A 19,378-nucleotide genomic window follows, 5' to 3' on the forward strand; every position below is an offset into this window, starting at 1 on the left:
TTTCTCCCGTTGAGAACGATTCACAGTTTTCCTTTCAGTTGAAATTGACACCGCGCTTTGCGGACATCAGGACTGTAGCCACAAATCCCGGCGGGAAATGTGGAACCGCGTTCATGAGTGAACTAACGACCTTTGGCTCTCTGGCGCTCAGAGAACCGACAATGGATGATCTGAAGCGCCATTTCGCGATTTTCAGCGACCCGGAGGTCTCTGCCTATGCGCCGTCTGGCCCGCTGGTCGACAAGAGTGACAGCCGGCGCATGCTCCAGACCATCAAAGACCATTGGTGGAAATATGGGTTCGGTCACTGGGCGGTCTCAACAGTGGAGAACCGGGACCATGTGATCGGCTTCGGCGGGCTGGCTTACCGGCAAATCAACGGTAAGGAGCGGTTCAATCTCCGTTTCCGCCTGGCCCGTGAGGCCTGGGGCAAGGGATATGGGCAGGAACTTGGCCGGGCAAGTTTCCACGAGGCGTTCGATTTGCTGGACGCGGGTGCGGTTCACGCCATTGTCCGCCCGGATAACCAGAAGATCATTGAGGCGCTGGAACAGCTGAACATGCGTCAGACCGAGACGGTGAAGGATTGGCCGGACGCGCCGCCCAGCCTTGTCTTTTGCATCACTGCGGACGAGGCCCGGGCCACCGGCGTCTAGGCAGCCCCGATCCCCCTCGCTAACGCGTCCCAGGCGTCGCGGGCGTATTGCTTCGTCACCCGCGCTTTCGGCACCCACATGAAGCCGTGCGGCGCGCCGGGATAGACATGCAGCTCCACCGGCACCCCGGCCGCCATCAGGCGGCGGGCATATTCGAGGTCTTCTTCCGTGAAGAGGTCCAGAGCGCCGGTCGAGATGAAGGTCGGCGGCAGGCCGGACAGATCATCCGCCCGGGCAGCGGCGGCATAGGGCGAGACGTCATGTCCGCCCGGCGCCTGACCCAGCAGGGCGGCCCAGCCGAAATGGTTCTTCTCCCGGTCCCAGACATATTCCCCAAACACATGCGAGAGGTCGGCGCGGATCGTGGTGCGATCGTCCAGCATCGGGAAGATCAGGTACTGGAAGCAGAAGCTGTACTCCTTCCGGTCACGGACGAGCAGTGCGAGCGCCGCAGCGAGCCCGCCGCCTGCACTTTCCCCAGCTACGGCGATCTTGGATGTGTCGACACCCAGCTGATCGGCATTCCTGTGGAGCCAGGCCAGCGCCGCATAGGCATCTTCGACATTGCCGGGATAGGCCGTCTCGGGCGCGAGGCGATAGGCCGGTGCGACGACGACCGCATCCATGCCCTTTGCCCAGGCGCAGTGCTGCGGCGCATTGCTTTCCGGGCTGCCCAGCACGTAGCCGCCACCATGCAGGTGCAGGATGGCAGGCCGGTCTTTGCGGTCGGACGGCGTGCGGTAGATCTTCATCCGCACATCCGGCGCGCCATCGCGGCCGGGCGCCAGTTCCTGCACGATGGAAACTTCCGGCGGCAGCGGGGGCATCTGCTCCATCGCCATCTTCTCGCGCGCTTCGCGGATGGCGGGCATGGCCTCCCGCGACAGCGTCAAGGGCGGCATGGACAGGAAGAAATCCTTCAGGTCCGGTTCCAGCAGATGCTCGGATGACATTACGCGCCTCCGTCAACCCGGATGATGGAGCCGGTCGTGAAGCTGGAATGATCGGAGGCGAGATAGAGCGCAGCGGTGACAATCTCTTCCGGCCGGCCTGGGCGACCGAGGGCGTTGTCTGAAGTCTCGCGCGCCTCTTCCGTCCAGGCCTTGGAGATGTCTGTCAGGAAGGGCCCTGCTGCGATGCAGTTCACGCGGACTTCGGGGCCATATTCCCGGGCGAAGCTGGTGGTCATGGCATTCAGCGCGGCTTTGGCGCCGGCATAGGAAACGACGCGAGGCATCGGCACCAGCGAGGCGATGGAGGAGATGTTGATGATGGAGCCGCCGCCTGCCTTCTTCATGCGGTCACCGATGATGGCGGCGAGGCGGTAAGGGCCTTTGAAATTGAGGTTCACGACGCTGTCGAACAGGTTTTCCGGCACTTCGTGGCTGGGCACCATCGGGCCCATGCCGGCATTGTTGACGAGGATGTCAACGCGGCCGAATTCGGCATAGGCGGCCTCGATCAGCTGGTCGATGTCGTCCCACTTGCCGCAATGGGCGCCGATGGCGAGGGCCTTGCGGCCCATGGCGCGGACTTCTTTGGCGACTTCTTCACAGGCCTCAACCTTGCGGCTGGCGATGATCACATCGGCACCGCGTTCGGCAAAAGCCTTGACCATCTGATAGCCGAGGCCGCGGCTGCCGCCGGTGACGAGGGCGACTTTGCCTTCAAGACTGAAAAGCGGATCTGCCATGTGTTCCTCCTGATACATTACGCACCAGTCTAGCCGGGACGGGCGCGTGCACCAGTCGTGACCCATGGTCAGGCCACAAGGGAAATCCCTAGAGGAAGGCTTTCAGGTCGTCGACGAACTCATCAAGCTTGTCATGGTGCAGCCAGTGGCCGGCATCCTTGTAGAGCTTCACCTGCGCATTACGGAAATGCTTCAGCCGTCCGTCTTCCTGCGGGTTCGAGGCCCAGCTTTTCTCGCCATAAAGCAGCAGGGTCGGGCAGCTAATATTGGCCCATAGCTGTTCCAGTTCGTCCTGCGGCATGTCGTGCGGCGTCATCACGCGGAAATAATTGTCGAACTTCCAGGAATAGGTGCCGTCCTCATTCTGGCTGATGCCGTGAATGGTCAGGTGGCGTGCCTGCTCGGCGGACAGGTAGGAGTTCTCCTCGATCATGCGCTTGTAGGCGTCTTCCAGCGTGGCGTACTTGCGCGGTGTGCGGCCGGCAGCGGCACGCTTGTTTTCGATCCAGTCCCGCATGCGCTTGTCCGGCGGAACGGTTGAGCGCTCAGACAGCATCCGCGGCGACGGGCCGAGCCCCTCTATGGCGACCAGCTTCTTCACCATGTCCGGATAGATCCCGGCATAGCGCAGCGATATGTTGCCGCCATAGGAGTGGGCGACGATGTGCACCGGGCCGACATTCAGCTGGTGGATCAGCTGGGCGAGGTCGTAGACATTGGCGCGGGGGCTGTACTCCCCGTCCGACGACCAGGCGCTGTCGCCATGGCCGCGCAGGTCCGGCGCAATTATGTGCCAGTCGTCGCGCAGTTCCTGGGCCACCCAGTCCCAGTTGCGGCAATGGTCGCGCCCGCCGTGCAGCAGGATCAGCGTCGGGGCGCCTTCATTGCCCCAGTCGACATAATGAAGCCGCAGGCGCTGCGACATGAACGAATGTGAAGTCGGTCCTGTAATCATGGCGCGAATGTCGGGCGCTGCGGCGGACTTGTCCAGACATGCCGTTGCGCCCAGCAGGTGCGGCGCTCGTGAAGGCGGTTGGTGGAAGGTCAGATTTTCGGGTGCAGATTGCGCACCGGGTTTCCGGCAGAAGGAGAGTCAGAGGGCGGGCTGGCGCGATGCGGCAGGCGCAATGGCAGCGTCATGAGGGACGGGCGCCCAGATGGCCGCTGGTCATCGGGCGTAATGCAAATCAGGAAGGATTACTCCAGACCAATATCCGTCTACGCCATGATCAGGTGTGACTAATCTTGATTATACCGGACGATAGACGACCAGACTCAGGCGTCGCCCCATAGGCGGAGCAGGTTCGAGATCGCTTTCGCCAGGGTCAGCATTTCGGGCGATTGCGCATCATGCTGCTGCACGAGCGTGGCGCGCAGGTTTTCGAGGTCGAACAGGATTTCGCGCGCGGCGGCATCGCGCACAGCGCTTTCGATCCAGCCGACGCAGACGATGCGTTCGCCGGAGGTGACGGGCCGTACCTCGTGCAGCGTGGTGGAGGGATAGAGGACAAGGTCCCCCGCCTCCGGCTTCACGACATGTTCGCCGGATGGCGTGTCAACGGCGAGCTCGCCGCCTTCATAGGTGGACGGGTCACTGAGGAAGAGCGTGAAGGAGAGGTCGGTGCGCAGGCGCCGGTCGCCCGTGCCCATGAAGGCATTGTCGACATGGCGGCCATAGCCGCCGCCATTGCTGGCGCGGCTGATCATCAGCGTGGAGAAACGGCGCGGCTGGGCGGCGGCGCGCAGCACGGGGTGGCGCTCGATCGCTTCGGTCAGGATTTTCTTCGCGGCCGTGCCGGTGGCGCCGGCCAGCTCGGCCTGCTCGTTGCGCTTCACCTGACGGGCGACGGCGCCGGCGGTGGTGGCACCGTCCCGCCAGTTGAGGCCGGAGGCGAGGCTGGTGACCTGTCGGACCTGGTCTGGGGTGAGGACGCTGCTGAGCGTGATCATCATGGGATTTGCGGAGCCTTTGTTAGTGCGTCAGCGAGGTGTCAGCATGATCTGGTCGATTGCCACGGTGACCATCGATGCTCTCCCGCCTAGCCCAGATCCGCTGCTGCTGAAACCCGGGGACTTTCCTTGGAAGGTAGCTTGACGCTGGCTGTCGATACGATAATGCAATAGTATAACAATACAGCAAGTGGATCCTCCCTCCCTCATGAAACAGCTCCTCCTTCTCGCTGCCTCTTCGGCGGTCCTCGCCGGTTTTGCCCATGCCGATGCCCCGGAAGACACAGACTTGCGCCAGCAATCCGTCATCGTCACGGCGCCGGGGCCCGACAGGCTGGAGGGCGAGCTGATCGGCAATGCGACCTCAATTGGCCGGGAAGGCATTATCGAGACGCTGGGCCCGACGCTGGGCGATACGCTGGATCGCCAGCCGGGTGTCTCGACCACTTTCTTCGGACAGGGTGCGAGCCGGCCAGTGCTGCGCGGGCTTGGGGCTGAACGTGTGCAGGTGCTGACCAATGGGATCGGCGTGATCGACGTCTCTGCCGCCTCGCCCGACCACCAGGCTGCGGCCGACGGCATCGATGCGGAGAAAATCGAGATCCTGCGCGGCCCGGCGGCGCTGGCCTATGGCGGGCAGGCCATAGGCGGCGTGGTCAATGTGATTGACGGCCTGCTACCGGACGTCCTGCCGGAACGCAAGGAGTCCGCCGACATGTTCGGCGCCTATAATGACGTCAACGAAGGCACGGAAGTGGCCGGGCGCGGCCAGATGGTGCAGGGACCGTTCGTCTTTACCCTGACGGGCTCTGCCCGCGACTTCGGAAATTATGACATTCCGGGCATGGCCGAGTCGGCGCAGCTGCATGCGATGGAAGAGGCCGAGGAAGGCCCGGCGCATGAGGAAGAGGAGCACGCCTCCGGCACGATGGAAAACTCCTTCGCCCAGACGACGTCATTGGCGGGCGGTGTATCGTGGGTCGGCGAGAAGGCTTTCCTGGGCGTGGCCGTGCGCCAGCAGCAGGCGCAGTACGGGCTGCCGGGCTCGGCCCATGAGCATGGCGATGAGGACGGTGACGCAGGCGACGGCGTCGCCGCGGAGGAAAATCCCTTCATCGACATGGAACAGACCCGCTACGATTTCCGCGGCGGCATCAAGTTCGATACCGGCATCCTGAAGGAACTCACCACGACGGTCTCGCAGGCCGACTACGAGCACACCGAGTTCGAAGCGCCAGGCGAGCCGGGCACGATCTATGAAACCGACGGTACTGAAGCGCGCGTCGAAGCCAGTCACGAGATCGGCCTGCTGAAAGGCGCCGTCGGTGTGCAATATACCGACAAGACACTGGACGCGTTTGGCGATGAAGCCTTCATCACGAAGACGGATTCGAACAGCCTCGGCGTGTTCCTGTACGAGACGATCGATTGGGAAAACGGCTTCGGCCTTGAAGGCGGCGCGCGGGTCGAGAATGCCGAGCGTGGCAATGCGGCGGGTGATACCGATTTCGACCTGTTCAGCGCCTCCATCGGTGCGCACCAGCACTGGGACAATGGCTGGTTTGTCGGCCTGCAGGTCTCCCACACAGAACGCGCTCCGAACGAGAGCGAGCTTTATGCCGACGGCGCCCACCTCGCGACCGCACAGTATGAAGTCGGCAGCGTCAATCTGGACAAGGAGAAGGGCCTGAATATCGAGGCGACGGCGCGCTGGGAAAGTGCGAATGCGAGCTTCGGTGTGAACCTGTTCCGTACGTCGTTCGACGGATTCATCTATCTGGCGCCCGGCCTCTATGAAGGGCTCGAAGAGGTCGACGGCCTGCCAGTCTACCTGTTCAGTCAGGAAGACGCGACCTTCACCGGCGCCGAGATTTATGGACAGGCCTATATCCCGCAGGGCCTGCTGAAGGCGGACTGGACGCTGGACGGCGGCATCGATGTTGTCTCGGGCGAACTGGACAAGGGCGGCAACGTCCCGCTGATGCCGCCGCTGACGATCAATACCGGTGCGAAGGCGGACTGGGGCCTCTGGTCAGCCGGGGCGCATGTGACGTGGGCGGATGATCAGACAGATGTCGCGACGGGCGAGCTGCCGACCGATGGCTACACGCAGCTGGACCTGCGGGCGGATTTGAACCTCGCCGCGCTCGGCTTTGGTCATGACGGCACGACGCTGTTCGTCGATGCGCGCAATGTGACGGATGAAGAGATCCGCTACGCGACCAGCGTTCTGAAGGACCGCGTGCCTGCGCCAGGCCGCAACATTCGCGTCGGCATTCGCGCGGCATTCTAGGCTTCCTCCCGGAAGACCCGCCAGGCCCTCACCTCCAGCCGCTGATCCCCCGCAGCGGTGTCTCCTCCCCCTACAGGAGGTGGGGGCTCAGGCGGAGCCGATGAGGCGGTCAGTCGAGCTGGCGAAGAGCTCATCAAGGAAAGCATTCACCGCCCGCGCACGGCTGGTGGCGTGGATATCTTCGTGCACGGCCAGCCAGAAGGCGCGCTCAATCCGCACGGCCTCCGGCAGCACGGAGATCAGCTGCGGGTCGTGCCCGGCGATGAAGTGCGGCAGCACGGCGATGCCCGCGCCTTCCCGCGCCATCTGCCACTGCGCGACGATAGACGGGCTGCAGAAGCGGGGCGTCAGGCCCGGCATGATGTCTTCATGATAGCGCAGCTGCGAGGAATAGATCAGGTCGTCGACGTATCCGATCAGGTCATGCTCGGCGAGGTCGGCCACCGTGCGCACACGGCCGTTGCGGGCCAGATAGTCCGGATGAGCGTAGAGCTGCAGCACATAGTCCGACAGTTTCCGCACCTTGAGGCGCCCGGTCTTGGGCCGTGTCAGCATGATCGACATGTCGGCTTCCCGCTTGGGCACCGAGACGAAACCCGAGACGGCGATGATGTCGAGCCCGATATGCGGGGCCTGCGCGGCGAAGCGGGCCATGGCTGGGGCGATCAGCAGGCTGCCGAGGCCCTCGGTGACGCCGAGGCGCACGCGGCCCGCAGCGAGCGGGCCCTCGGTTTCTGACAGGCCTGCGATCTCGGCGGCGGAGTGTTCCAGCCCTTCGGCCTTGTCGGCGACGGCTTGCCCGGCCGGGGTGAGCAGATGGCCCTTCGGCGTGCGCTCGAAGAGTTCAAGGCCGAGGTCCGTTTCGAGTCTGCGCAGGCGCCGGCTGATCGTCGTCGCATCGAGGCCGGTGCGCGCGGCGACATCGGCCAGGCGCGGATGACGGCTCACATCGAGGAGCAGCCGGAGATCGTCCCAATTCATTGTCTTTTCACCTGCAAATACGCAGCTGGTAGCTGCGATATTGTCCATTTACCTGAAATTAAGCGCACTATACGGTCCCGTCAAAGTCAGGGATCTATGCCCGTGAAAATTCCACGGGATCCATTCCCGTCATTACTCAAGGGAGTCCACCATGCGCGAAGTGCATCATTTCATCGGCGGCAGACACGTGACCGGCACGTCCGGCCGGTTCGGCGACATCTACAATCCGAACACCGGCGAGGTTCAGGCGCGTGTCGCGCTGGCGACGGAAGGCGAACTGGATGCGGCGGTGGCGAATGCCGCAGACGCCTTCCCGGCCTGGTCTGTCATGAACCCGCAGCGCCGTGCACGTGTCATGTTCGAATTCAAGCGCCTCCTGGAAGCGAACATCAACGAGCTCGCCGAGCTGCTGTCTTCCGAGCATGGCAAGGTGGTTGCCGACTCCAAGGGCGACGTGCAGCGCGGCATCGACGTGGTGGAGTTCGCCTGCGGCATTCCGCACCTGCAGAAGGGCGAATACACCGAAGGCGCAGGCCCTGGCATCGACGTCTATTCCATGCGCCAGCCGCTGGGCGTCGTGGCGGGCATCACGCCGTTCAACTTCCCCGCCATGATCCCCTGCTGGATGGCGGCCGTGGCGATTGCCTGCGGCAACACCTTCATCCTGAAGCCGTCGGAGAAGGACCCTTCGGTGCCGATGCGCCTGGCCGAGCTGCTGCTGGAAGCGGGCGCGCCGGAAGGCGTGCTGAACGTCGTCAATGGTGACAAGGTGGCCGTCGATGCCATCCTGAAACATCCGGAGATCAAGGCCGTCAGCTTTGTCGGGTCGTCCGACATCGCACAATATGTCTACGCGACCGGCACGGCGCACGGCAAGCGCGTGCAGGCCATGGGCGGGGCGAAGAACCACGGCATCATCATGCCGGACGCGAACATGGAGCAGGCCGTGAAGGACATCGTCGGCGCGGCTTACGGCTCGGCAGGCGAGCGCTGCATGGCGCTTCCCGTCGCCGTGACCGTCGGCAAGAAGACGGGCGATGAGTTCGTCGAGCGCATGCTGGATGCGGCGCGCGGGCTTAAGGTTGGCGTCTCGACCGATCCGGAGGCGCATTACGGCCCGGTCGTTTCCGCCGCTCACAAGGCCAAAGTGGAAAGCTACATCCAGATGGGTGTGGACGAGGGCGCTGACCTCAAGCTTGATGGCCGGGGCCTCACCATGCAGGGCGCCGAGGGCGGATACTTCATCGGGCCGAACCTGTTCGACAATGTGAAGCCGCACATGCAGTCCTACAAGGAAGAGATCTTCGGGCCAGTGCTGCAGGTGGTGCGTGCGGAGTCTCTGGAAGAGGCCGCGGCGCTTCCCTCCAATCACCAGTACGGCAATGGCTGCGCGATCTTCACCTCGAACGGCCGCGCCGCGCGCGAGTTTGCGGCACAGGTGAATGTCGGCATGGTCGGCGTCAACGTGCCAATCCCGGTGCCGGTCTCCTATCACACCTTCGGGGGCTGGAAGCGCTCGGCCTTCGGCGATACGAACCAGCATGGCCCGGAAGGCGTACGGTTCTGGACGAAGATCAAGACGATCACCCAGCGCTGGCCCGAAGGCGACATCGGCGACCAGGCCTTCATCATTCCAACGATGGGATAGGATTTCATGAGCACCTACGACACGATCACTTTCGAACATAACGACCGCATTGCGCTGGTTACGATCAACCGTCCGGACAGCCTCAACGCGCTGAACAAGGAAGTCATGGCGGAAGTGGCGCATGTCTTTGGCGAGATTGACCGGAACAAGGACATTGCCGTCAGTGTCCTGACGGGTGAAGGCCGGGCCTTCGCGGCTGGCGCGGACATCAAGGAGATGCAGCCGCAGAGCTTCTCCGACATGTATGTCGACGATTATTTCGCCGGATGGGACCGGTTCGCGGCCTGCCGCAAGCCGGTGATCGCGGCGGTGAACGGCTTCGCCCTTGGCGGTGGGTGTGAGCTGGCCATGATGTGCGACATGATTATCGCGTCGGAAAAGGCGAAGTTCGGCCAGCCGGAAATCAAGCTGGGCGTGACGCCGGGTATAGGCGGCTCGATCCGCCTGACAAAAGCCGTCGGCAAGGCAAAAGCCATGGACATGGTGCTGACCGGCCGCATGATCGACGCCGGCGAAGCCGACCGGATCGGCCTCGTCTCCCGCGTCGTCGAGCATGACAAGCTGATGGACACGGCGATGGAAGCGGCGAAGGAAATCGCGGGCTATTCCATTCCGTCCATCATGGCCGCCAAGGAAATGGTCGGCCGGGCGCTGGAAATCTCAACTGCCGAAGGTGTGAAGTTCGAACGCCGCCTGTTCCAAGGCCTGTTCGGCACCGCCGACCAGAAGGAAGGCATGAGCGCCTTCGTCGAGAAGCGCGCTCCGGACTTCAAGGACAAATAAGAACAAAGTCAAAGGGAGGCCGTCATGGCCAAGATCGCATTCATCGGGCTCGGGAACATGGGCTCGGGCATGTGTGCCAATCTCTGCAATGCGGGGCATGAGGTGCATGCCTTCGACCTGAACGAAAAGGCCGTGCAGGATGCGGCGGCGCATGGCGCGCTGCCTGCGCTGACGCTGGCCGACGCCGTGAAGGCGGCCGATGTGGTCGTCACCATGCTGCCCGCGGGCAAGCACGTCCTGTCGGTCTATTTCGGCGACGATGGCGTCGCGGCGAATGCGAAGCCGGGCATGCTGTTCATCGATTGTTCCACCATTGCTGTGGAAGACGCGCGCGAGGCGGCGAAGCAGGCCGAGGCGGGCGGGTTCCTGATGGTCGACGCGCCGGTTTCCGGCGGTACAGCAGCGGCGGACGCAGGCACGCTGACCTTCATGGCTGGCGGGCTGGAGTCAGCCTTCGAGAAGGCGAAGCCGATCCTCGACGCCATGGGCAAGAACATCTTCCACGCCGGCGGCAGCGGGAACGGGCAAGCGGCGAAGATCGCCAACAATATGCTGCTCGGTATCTCCATGATCGGCACCTGCGAAGCGTTTAACCTGGCCGAGAAGCTGGGCCTCGACGCGCAGACCTTCTTCAACATCTCGTCGGTCTCGTCCGGGCAGTGCTGGAGCATGACCTCCTATTGCCCAGCGCCGGGGCCGGTGCCGACCTCGCCTGCGAACCGGGATTACCAGCCGGGCTTTGCCGTTGCGATGATGCTGAAGGACCTGAAGCTCGCGCATGAGGCCGCTGTGGCGGCGGGCGCGAAGATCACGCTCGGCGAGATGGCCGAGAAGGTCTATGGCGACCTCGACGCGCGCGGCCATGCCGGGCTCGATTTTTCCGGCGTGATGAAGGACCTGAAGGGCGAGCTTTAAGCGCCTCAGTGTGCCGCATGGGCGGCGCGCGCCTCCGCCATGGCGAGCGCGCCGGTGACGCCGGACTGGTCGCCAAGGGCCGGGGGCACAAGATAGGCGACAAGGTCGCCGCCCGCCGGGCCACCGTACAGGTAGTCCGCCAGAAGGATGCGGGTGGCGGCGCGCAGGCGCTCCATCAGGCCGGGCGCCTTCATGACGCTGCCGCCGAAAATGATCCGGTCCGGCATGTGGGTCAGGATGATCGTTGCGGCGAGGTGGGCGAGATAGCCCGCTTGCAGGGCGAAGGCCGGATGGCCTACCGGCATTTGCGACAGGTCAATGCCCCAGCGGTCAGTGATCGCCGGGCCGCTGGCGAGGCCTTCCAGGCAATCCTTGTGGAACGGGCAGCGGCCGGGGAACGGGTCTGATTCATAGTCGTGCGGCGGGTAGATGTGGCCCATCTCGAAATGGCCCGCGCCAGAGAGGGAGCGGCCATTCTTCAGGACGCCAGCGCCAATGCCGGTTCCCACGGTGACATAGGCAAGGGTATCGTGTCCTCTCCCGGCGCCGAGCCGCCATTCGCCGAGCGCCGCGCCGTTGACGTCCGTATCGACTATCACCGGGCAGGGCAGGCGGCCGAGCCCGTCCACCCAGTTTGCACCAGCCCAGCCGGGTTTCGGTGTGCGCTGCACTGTGCCGTAGGCGGGGGAACCGGGATCAATGTCTATCGGGCCGAAGGCCGCCACCCCGATGGCGTCGATTTTTCCATGCACGGCCTGGGCCTTGTCGAAGAAGGCGCAGACCTGCTGGAAGCTGATTGCGGGCTCTGCCGTCGGAATGACCTGGCTGGCCAAAATCTGGTCAGGACTGCTCCCGACCGCACAAACGATTTTTGTGCCACCCGCTTCGATCCCGCCCAGCATCGATTCCTCCTAAAGTAACACGTCCAAAGCAATCACTTGCCCGTATAAGCTTACAGAAGGGTTCATCTGCAACCTTTAAGAGAATTTTGAATCCGTAATTGCCGCAATCTCACGAAAATGTGTGCAGCTGCAACAATACGCGTATGGACTTTGGTCACTTTGGACTATCTTTGCTGGTACGGGCGATTTGGAGGCTGGTTGTGCAATGCATGGCCGGCCCGAATGGATATGGAAAGGCGGTTTATGCCGCCGGACAGGATTGAGTAGAAATGAAAACCCGGATTTTCGGACACTGGCACGCGGCCCTGGCAGCTGCGCTGGCCGTGATTTTCACGGCTGGCACTTTGCCGGCGCAAGCCCAGCGCGGACCGGGCGCTGCCAGCGTCTTCACTGCGCCCGTGCAGGAAGCCGAATTCTCCATGCAGATCGAAGCCCTCGGCACGCTGGAAGCCCGTGAAAGCGTTGACCTGACCCTGAACGTCGCCGACCGCGTGACGGCCATCTATTTCGATGATGGCGACCGGGTGACCAAGGGCAAGACGCTGCTCTCCCTCGCCCAGGGCGAACAGGCCGCCCTGGTGGATGCCGCCGAGGCGACCGCCAATGAAGCGCGCCAGCGCTATGAGCGGACCAAGCAACTGGTCGAGGGGCGCACAGTGTCCCAATCTGTCCTCGACGAGGCCCAGCGCGATCTGAATGCTGCCAATGCCCAATTGCGCGCCGTCCAGTCCCGCCAGAAAGACCGTGTCCTCGTGGCGCCGTTCGACGGTGTCCTCGGGTTCCGCCTCGTCAGCGTCGGCTCCTATGTCCGCGCCGGCGATGTGGTGGCCGAACTGATCGACGACAGCGAGATGAAGCTCGACTTCTCCGTGCCGTCCATCTTCCTGCGCTCGGTGCGCAAGGGAACGGATGTGCGCGTCGAGACCGACGACCTGCCGGGCATGTCCTTCGACGGGACCGTCGACACGGTTGGCGCCAGCATCGATCCGGTCACCCGCTCCATCCGCGTGCGTGCCATCCTCCCGAACCCGGACCGCCTGCTGAAGCCCGGTATGTTCATGAAAGTGACGCTGCTGGCCGATCCGCGCCGCGCGCTCTCCGTGCCGGAAGAGGCGATCGAGCCGATCGGACCGAACAGTTTCGTCTATGTTGCGACTGACAAGAACGGCCAGCTGGTGGCAGAGCGCCGGCAAATTCAGGTCGGCCTGCGCCAGGGCGGCCAGGTGGAAGTCATCGCCGGGCTGGAGCCGGGTGAAGAGATCATCACCGACGGCCTGATCCGCGTGCGCGATGGCGCCCCGATTGTCGTGCGTGACCGCACCGTGCTGCAGACAGGTGGTGGCGTGGCCTCGCCTGGCGCCTCCAACGGCCGGTAAGCGCGATGCTGCTGTCAGACGTTTCCATCAAGCGGCCGGTGTTTGCATCGGTCCTTTCGCTCGTCCTCGTCATCTTCGGCATCGTGTCGTTCATGCGGCTGCCGCTGCGCGAGTACCCGGATATCGACGCGCCGATCGTCAACATCCAGACCAATTATCCCGGCGCGTCTGCTGACGTTGTCGAAACGCGCATCACGCGCATCATCGAGGACCAGATTGCCGGTGTGTCCGGCATCCGGTTTATCGATTCCAACTCCACGGACGGCCGGTCCAGCATCAGCGTCGAGTTCTCTGTGAATGTGGACATCGATGCGGCGGCGAACGACATCCGTGACCGGGTCTCGACGGTCCTGAACAATCTGCCGACCGAAGCCGATCCGCCGGAAATCCAGAAGGCCGACAACAACGAAGACGTCATCATGTGGCTGAACCTGGCCAGCGATAACATGACGACGCCGGAATTGTCGGACTATGCTGACCGCTACCTCGTCGACCGCTTCTCGGCGCTGGATGGCGTGGCACGCGTCCGGGTCGGCGGGGACCGCTCCTATGCCCTGCGGGTCTGGATCGACCGCCGGTCCCTGGCCGCGCGGAACCTGACTGTTTCCGATATCGAGAACGCCTTGAGGCGGGAAAATGTCGAAGCTCCGGCGGGCAGCGTCGAGTCCGGCGCACGTAACTATACGGTCCGGATCGACCGGGCGTTCCGGACGCCCGACGAGTTTGCGAACCTCGTCATCGGACGGGGGACAGATGGCTACCTCATCCGGCTGGGTGATGTGGCGCGGGTTGAGCGAGGCACTCAGGAAGACCGGAACCTGTTCCGGGGGAATGGTGTCCCGCAGGTCGGCCTCGGCGTCGTCAAACAGTCGACGGCGAACACGGTGTCCGTCGCCGAAGAGGCTCGGGCGCTGGCGGACCAGCTGAATGGAACCTTGCCGGACGGCATGACGATTGTCGTCAATTATGACAGCTCGGTCTTCATCAGTGCGTCGATCCGGGAAGTCTGGGTGACGCTTGGTATTGCCGTTGCTCTCGTGACGCTGGTGATCTTCCTGTTCCTGGGCAGTTTCCGCTCGACCATTGTGCCGGCCATTACGGTGCCGGTCTCGATCACGGCGACATTCATCGTCCTGTTCGCACTTGGATTCTCGGTGAACCTGCTGACCCTGCTGGCGCTCGTTCTGGCGATTGGTCTCGTCGTGGATGACGCCATCGTGGTTCTGGAGAACATCCACCGCCGCATGGAAGAGTATGGAGAGTCGCCACTGGTTGCGGCCTTCCGCGGGACGCGTCAGGTGGGCTTTGCCGTTGTGGCGACGACGCTGGTTCTGATCGCCGTGTTTGTGCCGATCACGTTCCTTGAGGGCGATCTTGGCCGTCTGTTTACGGAGTTTGCACTGGCGATTGCGGCGGCTGTCTCCTTCTCGGCTATTCTGGCCCTGACATTGACGCCGATGCTGGCGTCGAAGCTTCTTTCCCCGACGCCGCCGCGTGGTGTGTTCTCAATTCTGCCGAATCTGATCGATGGCGGGTTCAGGAAATTGCGGGGCGGGTATTCCGTCCTTTTGAACCAACTCATCAAGCGCCCGATCGCCGTCGGGATTGTGCTCGTTGCGTTGTTTGCCAGCGCGTTCGGCCTGTTGCGGACCGTGCCGCAGGAATATGTGCCTCAAGAAGACCGGGGCAGCTTCTTCATCATGATCCGCGGTCCGGAAGGCGCCTCGTTCGATTATATGAAACAATATGTCGACGAGATTGAGCGCCGGCTGCTGCCTTATACCGAAGGGGACAATCCCGAACTGAGGCGCGTGCTGGTGCGGGCGCCGGGCTTTGGCAGCAACGCGTTCAACCAGGCCTTTGTGGTCGTGTCCCTGTCAGACTGGGGCGAGCGCCGGCCGGGGAACGAGATCATCGGCGAGATCAACAGGAAGCTGAGCGACCTGCCCGGGATCCGAGCCTTTGCCATCATGCGGCAGGGCCTTGGCGGCGGGAACGGCAAGCCTGTCCAGTTCGTTCTTGGCGGGCCGGACTACCAGCAGCTGACCGAATGGCGGGACACATTCCTGCAGGCGCTGCGGGAGAACAATCCCGGCGTCGTGGATATCGACTGGAACTACAAGGAAACCCAGCCGCAATACCGTGTGCAGATCGATTACAACCGGGCAGCAGACCTGGGCGTGACCGTGGCCGATATCGGCAATACGCTGCAGACCATGCTCGGCTCGCGCAGGGTGACGACCTATGTCGACAATGGCGAGGAGTATGACGTCATCCTGGAAGGCCTGCGGTCGGAACAGAACTCGCCGAATGACGTACAGAACATCTATGTTCGGTCCTCGACATCCGGCAATCTGATCCCGCTGGCAAGCCTGGTGCAGATCGTCGGCATCGCTGACAGCCCGATGCTGAACCGTTACAACCGGGTCCGCTCGATCACGATCGAAGCGGGGCTGGCGGATGGGGCCTCATTGGGGGATGTGTTGCTCCAGATGGAACAGATTGCGCGGGACGTGTTGCCTGCCGAGGCGCAGATCGACTTCAAGGGCCAGTCGCTGGACTTCAAGAGTTCCGGCAGTTCCATCCTGTTTGTGTTCGCCATCGGGATGATCATTGTGTTCCTGGTCCTGGCGGCGCAGTTCGAGAGCTACCGCCATCCGATCATCATCATGCTGACCGTTCCGGCGACACTGGCGGGCGGGCTCCTGGGCATCTATCTGACCGGCAACTCGCTGAACATTTACACGCAGATCGGTTTGATCATGCTGATCGGCCTGTCGGCGAAAAACGGCATCCTGATCGTGGAATTTGCCAACCAGCTGCGCGATGAGGGCATGGAATTCCTCGATGCGCTGAAGGAAGCCGCGCTGACGCGCCTCAGGCCCATCGTGATGACCAGCCTGACGACAGCAGCCGGCGCTGTGCCGCTAATTCTGACCAGCGGGGCAGGGGCCGAGACGCGCCAGGCCATCGGCGTGGTGATCCTGTCCGGTGTTCTGGCAGGCATGCTGGTGACGGTACTGATCGTGCCGACAGCCTATGCGTTGATCGCGCGCGGCTCCGGCTCGCCCAGCGATGTCGCCCGGCGCCTGGAAGCAGAAGAGCAGGAAGCGGACGAGGCGGCGGCCTCACCGGCGGAATAGGGGGAATCCCTGCCGGTAAGCGCGAGCGCTGTCGGCAGGGCCTTACTGAGCTTGTGGTTCTTTCACGATCCTGGAAAATTCACCTTCGAAGTACACAAGCGGATCCGCCTCCCGTGCGCTGGTTCTGACGACTTTTCCGATCAGGATGGAATGTGTTCCGAACGTGAAGGATTGAGAAAGTTCGCAATTCAGGACACCCATGGCATCGACAAGGAAGGGGCCGTATTCGCCGTGATTCCAGTGACCGGTGGAAAAGCGGTCCGGCGTGTTTGGGGTTCCGAAGACCTGAGCGATGCCTGCCTGATGGTCGGCCAGATAGTTCGCGGTAAAATATCCGGCGGCCAATACCGCATTATAAAGTCTGGTGCTCTGATTAATGCACGCCAGAATGACTGGCGGACTCAGGCAGACAGAGGTGACGGATGTTGCAGTAATTCCGTAGTCTGAACCATTATGATTCGTCGTAATGATCGACACAGTCGAGGCAACTCGGCGCATCGTGGCGCGAAGCCCGGCGGCAATCTTTTCATGGTTGTTCTCACTCATCGGGTCATCGTCCTTGTGTCGCACAGACGATGCATGCCTACGAAAAAATAACCACGTGTCAATTAAAAGCGAGTTCAGGAGGATGATGTCTGGCGGCGTTCGGGCAAGGAAGTCATCACCCGGCCAGAAGACCGGTGACGATGATATCGACGGCGTCCTCCAATGACTTCTGCACGGCCCGGTCGGATGCAGTCAGGCGAGGATCGACGGTCTTTATCAGGGGGCGTAATGCCAGCATGGCGCCTGCGCCGTGAGCGAGCAGGGTAAAGGGGACAACAGGGTTCACCTTCTTGAAGACGCCCTTGCTCTGGCCCTTTTTCAGAATGTCCGTGAAGGCCCAATTCCGTTGGTGGAAGAATTTTTGGACTATGTAGTCCAGTCGGTCGCTTTGGTGTCCGCCTTCAGCATTCATGATCATGAAGATGGTTGGCGATTCGACGAGTCCCATGAGGAAATTGAGGCTGACCTGTCGCAGCTGGTCCGGAAGATTGTCCTCAGGCGCTTCGGTCTGTTCGTAGGCGGCCATGCGGTCGTAAAGCCGGTCCATCCCAAAGTCGAAGGCTGCGGTCCACAGGTCTCTCTTTGACCCATACTTCGCATTGAGCAGGCTGTGACTGATGCCGCTCTTGCGGGAAATATCGCGAACCGAAGCGCCTTCGAATCCGAATTCTGCAAAGGTTTCGAGCGCAATCTCCATGCACTTTTCTTCGTCGACGACGTGCTTGCCACCGGCGGCAGGACGGCCTTTTCCACGTTTCACAGTCTTGTTCATCATTCGGCGCTTATAGGCGACAAAAATTTCCAAATCCAAAAAAATATAAATAGACAAGTGGACATTAAATGGTATTCCTTCGCAAAATTTTGACGAGGAAGCATTCATGCCTGCCACCGATATTGAGCTGATCAACCGCGCAAAAGCCCTGGTCCCGAAGATCAAGGCGCGCGCCGCAGAAACCGAACGACAGCGTCATGTGCCTGACGAAACCCTTCAGGAGCTGGCGGATGCGGAGCTCCTTCAGATGTTTGTTCCAAAACGGTGGGGCGGATCGGAAGCCAGTCTCGATACGATGCGGCAGGTGATAGAAGCGATCAGCAGCGCATGCGTCTCCACCGGCTGGATCACGGCCTTTTATGCGGGACACAATATCTATGTGACGCGCTTCAGCGAGCAGGCGCAGGAGGAACTGTTCTCTCCTCACGGCTATGTCAAAATGCCGGCCGCCACCGCGCCGAACCTGGACGCGCGGAAAGTCGAAGGTGGCTGGGAAGTCAGTGGACGAGCGGTGTGGGGATCAGGTGTTGTGCATGCCGACTGGGTGCAGATCAGTGGGCGTGTTGGCGACAGTGGGCGGTCCTTCCTGATCCCGGCGTCTGAAATGAACATGATCGACACGTGGAATTTCGCTGGTGCGGCCGGGACGGGCAGCAATGATTACTCCGTGGAAAAGGTATTTGTCCCGGACCATCGCTCACTAGACCTTGTGGAATTCAACGGCGGCAAAACTGAAGGCTCCAGCCTGCATGACAACCCGCTGTACCAGGCGCCGTTCCTGCTGTTGGCTTATTGCACCATCGTTCCGGTCGTAACGGGCGGCGTTGCGGGCGCCAGGGCGGAATTCGAAGAAATGATCTCCCGGCGCGTACGCAATTTTACCGGCGTTGTGGTCAAGGACCTGCAGCACGCCCACATAATGCTGGGTGAAATGGGGATCCGTGCCCAGGTCGCGCAAGAGATGGCGCAGGATGTCTATCGACGTGCCGATGGGATCGTCGCTGCAGGCGAATTCTCCTGGGATGAGCGGATCGCGATGAAGGGACGGGTCGCCTTTCTATCCGACCATTGCCGTCAGTCGGTGAACGCTATGATGATGAACGCCGGTGCGTCGAGCTATCACCTCGATCAGCCTCTGCAACGCTACTGGCGCGACCTGAACACGATCTGCTCGCATGCCTTCTGGGACTGGGATGCGTCCCGTGAAGTCACCGGGCGGAACATGCTGGAATTGCCGGTACAGTATCCGCTCGTTTAGCGAGACTGGTCCGCCAGGAGGTTGCTTATTCTTTCCTCCGCAGACTGTTCGATGAATTCATCGATCTGCGTAATCCTGTTGTTGGAAATCTTTAAGAAGATAGCTGCCTGAATCATCGTTTCCGCGCCATTGTCGCGACGGGTGAGGTAGAGCTGGTGGTGTTGTGCAACGACATCACCCTCCACCGATCGGTGAAGGACTTGGTATCGGAACCTGAGCAGGCCTGCTGCGCTCTTCAGGACGGCAAGATTGTCGACCTTTCCCTGTGTCTGGTCATCATTACTGTGCCAGATGGCGACATCGTCGGAATAGATTTCCTCGATCTCTGCAAAGCTGGCCCGCTCGATGGCGTCGAAGAATCTCGTGGCGGTTCCATTCGGGTCGTTCATGGCTGGGAAATCTCACTTCCTAGTTTGGGCGGTAAACGTTGACAGTCGGAACTGATAAAACTATCAGATATTA

At 62.0% G+C, this 19,378-nt stretch carries 17 protein-coding genes; 8 read left to right on the forward strand and 9 right to left on the reverse strand.

Annotated features, from left to right (window positions below; translation table 11 throughout):
- The first annotated feature begins 113 nt into the window (after positions 1-113).
- The gene (locus HY17_RS08000; protein WP_065382929.1) at positions 114-656 is read left to right on the forward strand and encodes a GNAT family N-acetyltransferase; all 543 of its coding nucleotides are present in this window, start codon (positions 114-116) and stop codon (positions 654-656) included.
- On the opposite strand, the gene HY17_RS08005 is transcribed toward HY17_RS08000, so the two are convergent.
- The 4 genes from HY17_RS08005 to HY17_RS08020 form a co-directional block, all read right to left on the reverse strand.
- Positions 653-1,609, reverse strand: a complete 957-nt coding sequence (locus HY17_RS08005; protein ID WP_034765518.1) for an alpha/beta hydrolase — start codon at positions 1,607-1,609, stop codon at positions 653-655. The genes HY17_RS08000 and HY17_RS08005 overlap by 4 nt on opposite strands.
- A complete protein-coding gene (locus tag HY17_RS08010) occupies positions 1,609-2,349 on the reverse strand; it encodes an SDR family NAD(P)-dependent oxidoreductase (protein ID WP_034765522.1) in 741 nt (246 codons plus the stop codon). Before HY17_RS08010 ends, HY17_RS08005 begins: the two co-directional genes overlap by 1 nt.
- Before the next feature lie 88 nt (positions 2,350-2,437).
- The gene (locus HY17_RS08015; protein WP_233348708.1) at positions 2,438-3,274 is read right to left on the reverse strand and encodes an alpha/beta fold hydrolase; all 837 of its coding nucleotides are present in this window, start codon (positions 3,272-3,274) and stop codon (positions 2,438-2,440) included.
- Between the two features lie 350 nt (positions 3,275-3,624).
- Entirely contained in the window at positions 3,625-4,302 is a 678-nt protein-coding gene (locus HY17_RS08020) for a Fe2+-dependent dioxygenase (RefSeq protein ID WP_034765529.1), read from the reverse strand.
- Between the two features lie 205 nt (positions 4,303-4,507).
- On the opposite strand from HY17_RS08020, the gene HY17_RS08025 reads away from it, so the two are divergent.
- On the forward strand, positions 4,508-6,592 hold the full coding sequence (locus HY17_RS08025) for a TonB-dependent receptor (protein ID WP_034765535.1): 2,085 nt from the start codon (positions 4,508-4,510) through the stop codon (positions 6,590-6,592).
- An 87-nt stretch (positions 6,593-6,679) separates the two neighbouring features.
- Here the strand turns inward: HY17_RS08025 and HY17_RS08030 are convergent, their stop codons facing one another.
- Positions 6,680-7,573 (reverse strand): LysR family transcriptional regulator, encoded by an 894-nt coding sequence (locus HY17_RS08030; RefSeq protein WP_034765538.1) that lies wholly within the window; start codon positions 7,571-7,573, stop codon positions 6,680-6,682.
- Between the two features lie 151 nt (positions 7,574-7,724).
- On the opposite strand from HY17_RS08030, the gene HY17_RS08035 reads away from it, so the two are divergent.
- The 3 genes from HY17_RS08035 to mmsB are packed head-to-tail and all read left to right on the forward strand — an operon-like array spanning position 7,725 to position 10,919.
- Positions 7,725-9,221 (forward strand): CoA-acylating methylmalonate-semialdehyde dehydrogenase, encoded by a 1,497-nt coding sequence (locus HY17_RS08035; RefSeq protein ID WP_034765541.1) that lies wholly within the window; start codon positions 7,725-7,727, stop codon positions 9,219-9,221.
- 6 nt (positions 9,222-9,227) lie between these two features.
- Positions 9,228-10,004 carry an enoyl-CoA hydratase-related protein gene (locus HY17_RS08040; RefSeq protein ID WP_034765543.1) on the forward strand — a complete coding sequence of 259 codons (777 nt, stop codon included), beginning with the start codon at positions 9,228-9,230 and terminating at the stop codon, positions 10,002-10,004.
- Positions 10,005-10,028: 24 nt separating this feature from the next.
- Positions 10,029-10,919: a 3-hydroxyisobutyrate dehydrogenase gene (mmsB, locus tag HY17_RS08045; protein WP_034765549.1), complete on the forward strand. Its 891-nt coding sequence runs from the start codon at positions 10,029-10,031 to the stop codon at positions 10,917-10,919.
- A gap of 5 nt (positions 10,920-10,924) precedes the next feature.
- On the opposite strand, the gene HY17_RS08050 is transcribed toward mmsB, so the two are convergent.
- Positions 10,925-11,821, reverse strand: a complete 897-nt coding sequence (locus HY17_RS08050; protein WP_034765554.1) for an ROK family protein — start codon at positions 11,819-11,821, stop codon at positions 10,925-10,927.
- Positions 11,822-12,090: 269 nt separating this feature from the next.
- On the opposite strand from HY17_RS08050, the gene HY17_RS08055 reads away from it, so the two are divergent.
- Complete coding sequence (locus HY17_RS08055; protein ID WP_051599833.1) at positions 12,091-13,197, forward strand: efflux RND transporter periplasmic adaptor subunit; 1,107 nt, start codon at positions 12,091-12,093, stop codon at positions 13,195-13,197.
- Between the two features lie 5 nt (positions 13,198-13,202).
- Positions 13,203-16,340, forward strand: coding sequence for an efflux RND transporter permease subunit (locus tag HY17_RS08060; RefSeq protein ID WP_034765557.1), 3,138 nt, complete (start codon positions 13,203-13,205; stop codon positions 16,338-16,340).
- Positions 16,341-16,382: 42 nt separating this feature from the next.
- On the opposite strand, the gene HY17_RS08065 is transcribed toward HY17_RS08060, so the two are convergent.
- Both HY17_RS08065 and HY17_RS08070 read right to left on the reverse strand, forming a co-directional pair.
- Positions 16,383-16,886, reverse strand: a complete 504-nt coding sequence (locus HY17_RS08065) for a flavin reductase family protein (RefSeq protein WP_051599834.1) — start codon at positions 16,884-16,886, stop codon at positions 16,383-16,385.
- 115 nt (positions 16,887-17,001) lie between these two features.
- Positions 17,002-17,766 carry a TetR/AcrR family transcriptional regulator gene (locus HY17_RS08070; RefSeq protein ID WP_081813044.1) on the reverse strand — a complete coding sequence of 255 codons (765 nt, stop codon included), beginning with the start codon at positions 17,764-17,766 and terminating at the stop codon, positions 17,002-17,004.
- On the opposite strand from HY17_RS08070, the gene HY17_RS08075 reads away from it, so the two are divergent.
- Positions 17,765-18,916 carry an acyl-CoA dehydrogenase family protein gene (locus HY17_RS08075; protein WP_034765565.1) on the forward strand — a complete coding sequence of 384 codons (1,152 nt, stop codon included), beginning with the start codon at positions 17,765-17,767 and terminating at the stop codon, positions 18,914-18,916. The two genes, HY17_RS08070 and HY17_RS08075, sit on opposite strands and share 2 nt — an antisense overlap.
- Here the strand turns inward: HY17_RS08075 and HY17_RS08080 are convergent.
- Positions 18,913-19,305, reverse strand: coding sequence for a nuclear transport factor 2 family protein (locus HY17_RS08080; protein WP_034765568.1), 393 nt, complete (start codon positions 19,303-19,305; stop codon positions 18,913-18,915). The genes HY17_RS08075 and HY17_RS08080 overlap by 4 nt on opposite strands.
- Positions 19,306-19,378: the final 73 nt, after the last annotated feature.

It is taken from the genome of Hyphomonas sp. CY54-11-8 (genome assembly GCF_000682735.1).
Lineage (GTDB): Bacteria > Pseudomonadota > Alphaproteobacteria > Caulobacterales > Hyphomonadaceae > Hyphomonas.

Bases quoted from the DNA above. Each gene is read 5' to 3' on its own strand.
- HY17_RS08000 (WP_065382929.1), top strand. From the start codon at position 114: ATGAGTGAACTAACGACCTTTGGCTCTCTGGCGCTCAGAGAACCGACA.
- HY17_RS08005 (WP_034765518.1), bottom strand. From the start codon at position 1,609: ATGTCATCCGAGCATCTGCTGGAACCGGACCTGAAGGATTTCTTCCTG.
- HY17_RS08010 (WP_034765522.1), bottom strand. From the start codon at position 2,349: ATGGCAGATCCGCTTTTCAGTCTTGAAGGCAAAGTCGCCCTCGTCACC.
- HY17_RS08015 (WP_233348708.1), bottom strand. From the start codon at position 3,274: ATGTCGCAGCGCCTGCGGCTTCATTATGTCGACTGGGGCAATGAAGGC.
- HY17_RS08020 (WP_034765529.1), bottom strand. From the start codon at position 4,302: ATGATGATCACGCTCAGCAGCGTCCTCACCCCAGACCAGGTCCGACAG.
- HY17_RS08025 (WP_034765535.1), top strand. From the start codon at position 4,508: ATGAAACAGCTCCTCCTTCTCGCTGCCTCTTCGGCGGTCCTCGCCGGT.
- HY17_RS08030 (WP_034765538.1), bottom strand. From the start codon at position 7,573: ATGAATTGGGACGATCTCCGGCTGCTCCTCGATGTGAGCCGTCATCCG.
- HY17_RS08035 (WP_034765541.1), top strand. From the start codon at position 7,725: ATGCGCGAAGTGCATCATTTCATCGGCGGCAGACACGTGACCGGCACG.
- HY17_RS08040 (WP_034765543.1), top strand. From the start codon at position 9,228: ATGAGCACCTACGACACGATCACTTTCGAACATAACGACCGCATTGCG.
- mmsB (WP_034765549.1), top strand. From the start codon at position 10,029: ATGGCCAAGATCGCATTCATCGGGCTCGGGAACATGGGCTCGGGCATG.
- HY17_RS08050 (WP_034765554.1), bottom strand. From the start codon at position 11,821: ATGCTGGGCGGGATCGAAGCGGGTGGCACAAAAATCGTTTGTGCGGTC.
- HY17_RS08055 (WP_051599833.1), top strand. From the start codon at position 12,091: ATGAAAACCCGGATTTTCGGACACTGGCACGCGGCCCTGGCAGCTGCG.
- HY17_RS08060 (WP_034765557.1), top strand. From the start codon at position 13,203: ATGCTGCTGTCAGACGTTTCCATCAAGCGGCCGGTGTTTGCATCGGTC.
- HY17_RS08065 (WP_051599834.1), bottom strand. From the start codon at position 16,886: ATGAGTGAGAACAACCATGAAAAGATTGCCGCCGGGCTTCGCGCCACG.
- HY17_RS08075 (WP_034765565.1), top strand. From the start codon at position 17,765: ATGCCTGCCACCGATATTGAGCTGATCAACCGCGCAAAAGCCCTGGTC.
- HY17_RS08070 (WP_081813044.1), bottom strand. From the start codon at position 17,766: ATGAATGCTTCCTCGTCAAAATTTTGCGAAGGAATACCATTTAATGTC.
- HY17_RS08080 (WP_034765568.1), bottom strand. From the start codon at position 19,305: ATGAACGACCCGAATGGAACCGCCACGAGATTCTTCGACGCCATCGAG.